This is a genomic window from Trinickia sp., from assembly GCF_051953405.1.
Classification (GTDB): Bacteria; Pseudomonadota; Gammaproteobacteria; order Burkholderiales; family Burkholderiaceae; genus Trinickia.
Map to the genome: position 1 here is coordinate 41,108 of NZ_JBQCIV010000085.1, position 8,467 is coordinate 49,574.

Annotated in this window: 8 protein-coding genes; 2 read left to right on the forward strand and 6 right to left on the reverse strand. The window is 65.6% G+C overall.

Features of this window, described 5'->3' with window-relative positions:
• Positions 1-12: 12 nt before the first annotated feature.
• The 4 genes from ACTHN9_RS14765 to glpD all read right to left on the reverse strand — a co-directional run bounded on the left by ACTHN9_RS14765 (position 13) and on the right by glpD (position 5,009).
• Positions 13-699 (reverse strand): HAD family hydrolase, encoded by a 687-nt coding sequence (locus ACTHN9_RS14765; RefSeq protein WP_440537510.1) that lies wholly within the window; start codon positions 697-699, stop codon positions 13-15.
• Positions 700-913: 214 nt separating this feature from the next.
• The gene (locus tag ACTHN9_RS14770) at positions 914-1,621 is read right to left on the reverse strand and encodes an MIP/aquaporin family protein (RefSeq protein ID WP_440537511.1); all 708 of its coding nucleotides are present in this window, start codon (positions 1,619-1,621) and stop codon (positions 914-916) included.
• 211 nt (positions 1,622-1,832) lie between these two features.
• Complete coding sequence (glpK, locus tag ACTHN9_RS14775) at positions 1,833-3,332, reverse strand: glycerol kinase GlpK (protein ID WP_440537512.1); 1,500 nt, start codon at positions 3,330-3,332, stop codon at positions 1,833-1,835.
• A gap of 123 nt (positions 3,333-3,455) precedes the next feature.
• Positions 3,456-5,009 carry a glycerol-3-phosphate dehydrogenase gene (gene glpD / locus ACTHN9_RS14780; RefSeq protein WP_440537513.1) on the reverse strand — a complete coding sequence of 518 codons (1,554 nt, stop codon included), beginning with the start codon at positions 5,007-5,009 and terminating at the stop codon, positions 3,456-3,458.
• A gap of 199 nt (positions 5,010-5,208) precedes the next feature.
• Here glpD and ACTHN9_RS14785 point away from each other — a divergent pair, with 199 nt between their 5' ends.
• Complete coding sequence (locus ACTHN9_RS14785; RefSeq protein ID WP_440537514.1) at positions 5,209-5,571, forward strand: hypothetical protein; 363 nt, start codon at positions 5,209-5,211, stop codon at positions 5,569-5,571.
• A 143-nt stretch (positions 5,572-5,714) separates the two neighbouring features.
• On the opposite strand, the gene ACTHN9_RS14790 is transcribed toward ACTHN9_RS14785, so the two are convergent.
• Positions 5,715-5,912 (reverse strand): hypothetical protein, encoded by a 198-nt coding sequence (locus ACTHN9_RS14790; RefSeq protein WP_440537515.1) that lies wholly within the window; start codon positions 5,910-5,912, stop codon positions 5,715-5,717.
• 279 nt (positions 5,913-6,191) lie between these two features.
• Positions 6,192-6,977, reverse strand: a complete 786-nt coding sequence (locus tag ACTHN9_RS14795) for a DeoR/GlpR family DNA-binding transcription regulator (protein ID WP_440537516.1) — start codon at positions 6,975-6,977, stop codon at positions 6,192-6,194.
• Between the two features lie 96 nt (positions 6,978-7,073).
• Here ACTHN9_RS14795 and ACTHN9_RS14800 point away from each other — a divergent pair.
• Positions 7,074-8,467: gamma-glutamyltransferase family protein (locus ACTHN9_RS14800; RefSeq protein WP_440537517.1), on the forward strand; the 1,394-nt coding region annotated here is incomplete at its 3' end.

Here is an 8,467-nt window from a genome sequence, read left to right on the forward strand (position 1 = left end):
CGGCGCCCCGGCTTAGGACTGCAGTTGCCCGAACTCGCCGCGCAGCCCGGCGGCGATCAGCGCGGGCAGTTGTTCCATACGCTCGACAATGCGCGTGACGCCCAGATTGCGCAGCACCTGCGCATAGCCTTTCGGTACGTGGCTCGCGCCAACGAACGCGATCGTCTGCATGCCCGCTGCGCGTGCCGCGGACAGGCCCGTCACGCTGTCTTCGACAACCAGGCAGCGCTCGGGCGCGACGCCCAGTTCGCGGGCGGCGTGCAGGTAGACGTCCGGGTGCGGCTTGGGCCGAGCGACTTGCTCGGCGCTGAACACGCGCGGCCCGAACACTTCGGTCAACCCGACGCGCGACAGCGACGCGGCAATCCGCGTGAGCCGGCTGTTCGAGACGACGGCCGCCGGCAGCAAGACCTGCGAAAGCGCGTCGCGCACACCGGCGATCGGCGCGAGCGAGCGCGTCAATTCCGCGTCGATCTCGCGTTCGACGCGCGCTAGAAAGCCTTCGGGAAGCTTGATGCGAAATTGCCGTTCGATATCGGCGAGAAAGGTCGATGTACGCTGGCCGAATGCCAGGTGCGCGACACTGCCGAAATCGTGGGTGGGAAACGTCTCCGACAAAGCGCGCAGCAGCACGCGATCGGCGATCACTTCACTGTCGACGAGCACGCCGTCGCAGTCGCAGATGAGATGGTCGAACATGACGAGAGAAACGCGCGCTCGGTGGCCGGCCTAACCCCGTAGCGCACTTTGTTGTGTAGTGAGACGCCAATGATACGGGGTATTGGCGTGTCGGTGCTCCGATTCTTCTCTCCGGCCGACCATCGAGGCGCCGACGTCTGGCGCACGATACCGCTTGCGCCAGACGCCCGGCCCCGATTCGATCCGATGCGGCTAGACGCCGCATCTTCCTCGCTTAGTGCGCGTGGACGTACACCCACGAGGCCATTGCGCCGCCCATGAGCGGGCCGAACACGGGCACCCATGCGTAGCGCCAGTCGCTGCCGCGCTTGCCGGGGATCGGCAGCAGGGCATGCATGATGCGCGGCGCCAGGTCGCGAGCGGGGCTCATGGCGTAGCCCGTGGGGCCGCCGAGCGAAATGCCGATGCCGAGCACGAGCAGGCCGACGGGCAGGGCGTCGAGCGCGCCGAGGCCGACTTGCGGCGAGGCGAGATAGAGCACGCCGAGGATCAGGACGAACGTGCAGATCATTTCCGTCAACACGTTGTGCGGGGTGCTGCGAATGGCGGGCGCGGTGCAGAAGCAGGCGAGCTTGATATCGGCATCGTCCGTCGACGAAAAATGCTGACGGTAGGCGAGCCAGACGAGGAACGCGCCGGCCATGCCGCCGAGCATTTGCGCGACGATGTAGCCGGTCACCTTGGACCAGGCGAACTTGCCGGCGAGCGCGAGGCTGATCGTCACGATCGGGTTCAGATGGGCGCCGCTGAACGAGGCCGTCACATAGACAGCGACGAAAACGGCCATCGCCCAGCCCCAAACGATCACGATCAGATCGGCTCCCTTGCCCTTCGTGCGTGCGAGCAGCACGTTGGCGACGGAGCCGTTGCCGAGTAGCACGAGCAGCGCAGTGCCGAGAAATTCCGCGATAAGTGGCGACATGATGGTGTGTCTCCGGAATGACTATTGTTGGTCGATTGTTGGTGGAATCGGCGCGGGCAGGCTCAATAGGCCCGGCGAGCCCGCGCGTTAAGGGGTAAATCCGTGAATCGGTGAATCGTGCGTATCCGCTTGCCGCCGACGGGGCCGGCGCCGACGGCCGCGAGCCGGGGCCCGCCGCCTGCCGACGCCGGCCGCACCGGCTTCGCTTCGCTCACTTCGCGTCGGCCCAAGCCTTGGCGGCGTTGATGGCGCGCTGCCAGCCCGCGATGCACTGCTGCACGTCGGCCTGTTGCATTGCCGGCGAGAAGCGCCGATCGAGCTGCCACTGGCTTTGGAGTTCGCCCACGTTGTTCCAGTAGCCGACCGCGAGCCCAGCGAGATAGGCGGCGCCGAGCGCGGTCGTTTCGCTGATGCGCGGACGCACGGCCGCGACGCCGAGCAGATCGGACTGGAACTGCATGAGCAGGTTGTTCGCGCAGGCGCCGCCGTCGACGCGCAACTCGCCGATCTTGATGCCCGAATCGGCTTCCATGGCTTTGAGCACGTCGAGCGACTGGTAGGCGATCGAATCGAGCGCCGCGCGTGCGATATGGGCGCTCGTCGTGCCGCGCGTCACGCCGAACAGCGTGCCGCGTGCACGCGGGTTCCAGTGCGGTGCGCCCAGGCCGGCGAACGCGGGCACGAGGTACACGCCGTCGCAATGTTCGACGCTGGCCGCGAGCGCTTCGATCTCGGACGCGCTCTTGATGATGCCCAAGCCGTCGCGCAGCCATTGGACGACCGCACCCGCGATAAAGATGCTGCCTTCCAGCGCGTAGTTGACTTCGTTGCCGATCTTCCAAGCGAGCGTCGTGACGAGGTTGTTCTTCGATTCGATCGGCTTTTCGCCCGTGTTCATCATCAGGAAGCAGCCGGTGCCGTAGGTGTTCTTCACCATGCCCGACGACGTGCACATCTGACCGAACAGCGCGGCTTGCTGATCGCCGGCGATGCCCGCGAGCGGGATCTTCGAGGCGAACACCGTGGTGACCGTGTTGCCGTAGATTTCGGACGAAGCGCGCACTTCCGGCAGCATGCTGCGCGGGATGTCGAGTGCTTCGAGCAGATCGTTGTCCCACTGCATCGTGTGGATGTTGAACAGCATGGTGCGCGACGCGTTCGTCACGTCGGTGATGTGCTGTGCGTGCTTCGTGAAGTTCCAGACGAGCCAGCTATCGACCGTGCCGAAGGCGAGCTTGCCTTGCTTGGCTTTCTCGCGCGCGCCGTCGACGTTGTCGAGAATCCAGCGGATCTTGGTGGCGGAGAAGTAAGCGTCGATCGGCAGGCCCGTCTTCGCCCGGACTTTTTCTTCGAGGCCCTGCGCTTTGAGCTGATCGCACAGACCGGCGGTGCGGCGATCTTGCCAGACGATGGCGTTATAGATCGGCTGACCCGTCTCGCGATCCCAGACGATCGTCGTTTCGCGCTGATTCGTGATGCCGATGGCGGCGATCGCCGTGCCGTTCACACCGGCGCGCGTCACGGCCTCGGCGGCGACGCCGGCTTGCGTCGACCAGATTTCCTGCGGATCGTGTTCGACCCAGCCCGGCTGGGGGTAGATCTGGCGGAATTCCTTCTGCGCGACCGAGACGATGTTGCCCTTGCGGTCGAACAGCATCGCACGCGAACTGGTGGTGCCTTGGTCCAGCGCTAGGATGTATTGATCCTGCATTGTCTCTTCTCCATGTGTTGTCGTGATGTGCCGCGAACATCGAAGGGGCGCGGCCTGGGACTGCGGGTGAAGCGGGTACTGCCAATTCGACGAACCGACGAACCGACGATCCGGCTGCGGTCGTCAGCCCGTCAACGCGGACGAACTGCGCTGCACGGTAGGCGCCGGCGTGCGGGCGAACCAAGCGTCGATCTCGCTTGCGACTGCCTCGGCTGTGCCGGGTTGCAGATGCAAGCCGATCTTCGAGCGGCGCCACAAGACGTCTTGCGCGCTGCGCGCCCATTCGACGTCGCGCAGATAGCGCAGCTCTTGTTCGAACAGGCCGGGGGCGAATTCGCGGCCGAGGTCCGCCAGCGCCTGGGCCGTGCCGAGGAGCCGGTTCGCGCGGGTGCCGTAGGCGCGGGCATAGCGTCGCGCGACGTCGGCCGGCAGCCACACATGTTCGTTTGCGAACTTCGCGGCGAACGGTTCGAACTTGGCGCCGGCGATATCGCCGCCGGGCAGCGGCGCGGTCGCCGTCCAAGCCGCTTTGGCGATCGGCATGACCGAGGCCAGGCGATCGAGCGCTTCTTCCGCGAGCTTGCGGAAGGTCGTGATCTTGCCGCCGAAGACCGACAAGAGCGGCGCCTCGCCGGCTTGGGCGTCAAGTTCCAGGCGGTAATCGCGCGTCACGGCCGATGGGTTCTCGGCGCCTTCCTCCTCGAGCAGCGGACGCACCCCGGAGTAAGTCCAGCAAACGTCGGCCGGCGTGATCTTGCGCGTGAAGTAGCGGTTGATCGATTCGCACAGATAGCGCGTTTCGTCTTCGGTGATCGCGACTTGGGCCGGATCGCCGCGGTATTCGACATCGGTGGTGCCGATGAGCGTGAACTCGTGCTCGTACGGAATCGCGAAGATGATCCGCTTGTCGGGATTCTGAAAAATGTAGGCGTGGTCGTGATCGAACAACCGCCGCGTAACGATATGACTGCCCTTGACGAGCCGCACGCTGTGATGCGCGCCGCGGCCGAGCGCGTCGTGCAGTAACTGGCCCACCCACGGCCCCGCCGCGTTCGCGATCGCACCGGCGCGCACGTCGAGGCGCGAGCCGTCGGCCTGTCGGAGCTGCGCATGCCATTCGCCGCCGGCTCGCACGGCGCCGATGAGCTTCGTGCGCGTGAGGACGGTCGCGCCGCGCTCGCTGGCGTCCAGCGCGTTGAGCACGACGAGGCGCGCATCGTCGACCCAGCCGTCCGAATAGACGAAGCCGCGCGCGATCGAATCGACGAGCGGTGCGCCGGCCGGGTGGCGGCGCAGGTCGATGCCGCGCGAGCCGGGCAGCAGCTCGCGCCGCGCGAGATGGTCGTATAGGAATAGGCCCGCGCGGATCAGCCAGGCCGGACGCAGATCGGGCATGTGCGGCATCACGAAGCGTAGCGGCCACATGATGTGCGGCGCGGCCCGCAGCAGCGTTTCGCGCTCTTGAAGCGCTTTGCGCACGAGGCCGAACTCTTTGTATTCGAGGTAGCGGAGCCCGCCGTGGATCAGCTTCGTGCTCGACGACGAAGTATGGGAGGCCAGATCGTGTTGCTCGACGAGCAGCACGGACAAGCCGCGCCCCGCGGCGTCGCGGGCGATGCCCGCGCCATTGATCCCGCCGCCCACGACGAGCAAATCGTATCGGCTGCCTTGCGTCACTTGCTCTGTCCCCTCTTATGCCTTGCGGCTATCGTCGAAATAAAGCGAACCTATCAATGTTCGTTTGCGAAATCTAACGAACATATTCGAAAAAGTAAAGTGGGTGTTTAGGGTTCGTATTCGAACTATGCATGCGAGCGCCGATGAAACCAGCGCGCGCAAGGGCTAACATCTCGGAAAACGAACTAAGAGGTGCGCGATGCGACGATGGATGACGGCGGCCGCCTGTGCGGGGACGGTGCTCGTGACGGGGTGCGTGGCGGTATTCGGCGGGGGGCAGGCGTTTGCGCCGTTGCAGGCGAGCTGCGGCGCGGCCGTGGATTATGGCGCGGACGCGCAGTCGGTCTACGGCACGTTGTTCGATGCCTATGTGGCCTATCGGCACGGGCGCCTCTCGTCGGCCGAGTACTGCGCGTTCGATCGCGACATCGCAAGCCACTACCGCATGCGAGCGGCGGGCGGCCCCGATGCGCAGCGCGCATGGGCCGAGTACTTCAATGCTCAGCGAGTGAAGGCGATCGATTGGCGCGCGCAGATCGATCCGACGCTGCGCGGAGGATAGCGTAGGGAGGCCGCGGCGTGCCGAACCGCTCCCGGCAGTTTGCAGGGCTCATCGCGTGGCAGGCGCGCGAAGTCGCGCCACGCGGCTGGTACGCGCGAAGCGCGCACCGGGGCGGCGCGACAAAGAAGTGAAACGAATCGAAACTAGGAAAAGCGTTTGATCGCGCGGATCGCCGAGTCGCCCGACTCGGTCAAGCGCCATTGCTGGTGGCCCGAGCCGAGGCGCTCGAGCTGCACCAGTTGTTGCTCGAGGAGGGCGTCGAGTTCTTCGCGGTCCATATCGACTTGGTTGGGAGCGTCCTTGACGAGTAGCAACGTGGCAAATTCATGCGGACTCAGCATTGTTCTCTCCATGGGCAATCGGATTGCCTCGGCAGCGGCTGTTCGGCTACCTTGCGCTCAACCTATCGGGAGTAGGGAAGCGATGGCCTCGGCACATGCTGCACGCACGTGCGTTGGGGAACTGGAGTGTAGTCAAGCGCCCGTTCAACTCCAAATCGTCCCCTGAAAATTTTCCCTTTGACAATGGCCCGGTGGGGAAGCGGTTCGCTCGTCGCGCCGATTTCGCGAAATTACTTGAGCTTTCGCGTGCGGCGCAGCATGGAATAAGGCGCCGTTTGGTCAGTCGGCATCCGCGACGTAGACCTGAGTGCCGGCCGTGGCGAGTGTCTCGGCCATCTCCGGCGGCGTCGGTCGATCGGTGAACAGGGCGTCGATCTGGTTCAGGTGGCCCTGGCGCACGAGCGCGGGGCGGCCGAATTTCGAGTGATCGGCGGCCAGGAACACCGTGCGGGCGTGTTCGATGATTGCTTCCGCCACGCGCACCTCGCGCGTGTCGAAGTCGCGCAGCGTGCCGTCGAACTCGATGCTCGAGGTGCCGATGATCGCGAAATCCACTTTGAATTGTCGGATGAACTCGATCGCCAACTCGCCGACGATGCCTTTGTCCCACGGGCGGACGATGCCGCCCGTGACGAGTACCTCGCATTCGGGGTAGCCGCTCATCATGTTCGCGACGTTCAGGTTGTTCGTGATGACGCGCAGGCCCCGATGCCGATTCAAGGCGCGCGCGACTTCCTCGGTCGTTGTGCCGAGGTTGATGAAGAGCGAGGCCTGGTCGGGAATGTGCGTGGCGACGAGCGTGGCGATGCGCCGCTTTTCGTCGTGAAACATCCGCTGCCGCGCCGTGTAGGACACGTTCTCCGAGCTGGTCGGCAAACTGGCGCCGCCGTGATAGCGGCGCAGCAGATTCATGTCGGAGAGCCAATTCACGTCGCGCCGGATCGTTTGCGGTGTTACGGCGAAGTGCGAGGCTAAGTCGTCCACCGTCACGAAGCCGTCGCGCTGCACCCAATCGAGCAATTCTTGTTGGCGGGCATTCAGGCTCAAGCGTGGGTCTCGGCTCATGGTGCGGCGGCAGGACAGTCAAAGAGCGGCTATTGTAAAACCTTCGAGCCTTCCGCTTTTGGCCGAACCCACCCTTTGAGAGCGAGATTGCGACCTATGACCCGTTTCGACTGGCACAACCCCTATCCCACGCCGCGCTTGCCGGTGTTCGCCCGCAATGTCGTCGCAACGTCCCATCCGTTGGCGGCTCAAGCGGGATTGCGCGTGCTCTGGCAAGGCGGCAATGCCGTCGATGCGGCGATCGCGGCGGCGGCCGTGCTGACGGTGGTGGAGCCCGTTTCATGCGGACTGGGCGGGGACGCGTTCGCGCTCGTTTGGGACGGCGCGAAGCTGCACGGGCTGAACGCATCCGGCGTGGCCCCGGCGGCATGGAGCGTTGAGTACTTCAAGCAGCGCTACGGCGAAACCGCAGGCGTGGCCATGCAGCCCAAACGGGGCTGGGATACGGCCACCGTGCCCGGAGTGGTGGCCGGCTGGGAGGCGCTGCACCGGCAGTTCGGCCTGCTGCCTTTCGGGGACTTGATGGTCAGTGTGATCGACATCGCCGAACGGGGCCATGCCGTGGCGAGCGTCGTTGCCCAAAAATGGGGCGCGGCCGTGCCCGAGCTGAAGGATCAGCCTGGGTTCGCCGGCACCTTCATGCCGAACGGGCGCGCGCCGCTCGTCAGCGAACTCGTGCGGTTGCCCGATCACGCGCGCACGCTGCGGCTTTTGGCGGCGCAAGGGCCGCGCGCGTTTTACGAAGGCGAGCCGGCCGAGCGGATCGCCGCCTACACGCGCGAAGGCGGCGGCGCGATGACCGTGCTCGATCTGGCCAGCTACCGGCCGGCCTGGGTCGAGCCCATCGGCAAAGACTACCGCGGCTACACGGTTCACGAAATTCCGCCGAACGGCCAGGGCATCGCGGCGCTCATCGCACTGGGCATCCTCGAGCGGTTCGACTTGGCGGCGCTGGCGCGCGACGGCATCGACTCGCAGCACGTGCAGATCGAGGCGATGAAACTCGCGTTCGCCGACGTCTATCGTTATGTGGCCGATCCGCGCGCGATGGAAGTCACCCCCGAGCAGATGCTGGACGACGCCTACCTCGCCTCGCGCGCCGCGATGATCGACCTTAAGCGGGCGACGCAGTTCGGCTTCGGCATGCCGCCGGCCGGCGGGACGATCTATCTGAGCGCCGCCGACGAACGCGGGATGATGGTGAGCTTTATCCAATCGAACTACATGGGTTTCGGCTCGGGCGTCGTCGTGCCGGGCACCGGGATCAGCCTGCAGAACCGCGGCACGGGCTTCACGCTCGAGCGCGACGCTCAGGGCTTCTGCCGGCCGCACGGGATCTGGGGGCACTGCATGCTGATCGTCGGCGTCCGCGCCGATGACTTGCTGCCTGTCGTCATCGACCCCGACGACACGGGCGCGTTCCTCGTCGCGGGACGCGCGGGTTCGGGTCGCAGCACGGCGCTGGTCAGCTTCGCCCTGCAGCTCCAGAG

Coding starts and splice junctions, on each gene's coding strand:
- ACTHN9_RS14765 (WP_440537510.1), bottom strand. CDS start 699: ATGTTCGACCATCTCATCTGCGACTGCGACGGCGTGCTCGTCGACAGT.
- ACTHN9_RS14770 (WP_440537511.1), bottom strand. CDS start 1,621: ATGTCGCCACTTATCGCGGAATTTCTCGGCACTGCGCTGCTCGTGCTA.
- glpK (WP_440537512.1), bottom strand. CDS start 3,332: ATGCAGGATCAATACATCCTAGCGCTGGACCAAGGCACCACCAGTTCG.
- ACTHN9_RS14785 (WP_440537514.1), top strand. CDS start 5,209: ATGCGACGATGGATGACGGCGGCCGCCTGTGCGGGGACGGTGCTCGTG.
- ACTHN9_RS14790 (WP_440537515.1), bottom strand. CDS start 5,912: ATGCTGAGTCCGCATGAATTTGCCACGTTGCTACTCGTCAAGGACGCT.
- ACTHN9_RS14795 (WP_440537516.1), bottom strand. CDS start 6,977: ATGAGCCGAGACCCACGCTTGAGCCTGAATGCCCGCCAACAAGAATTG.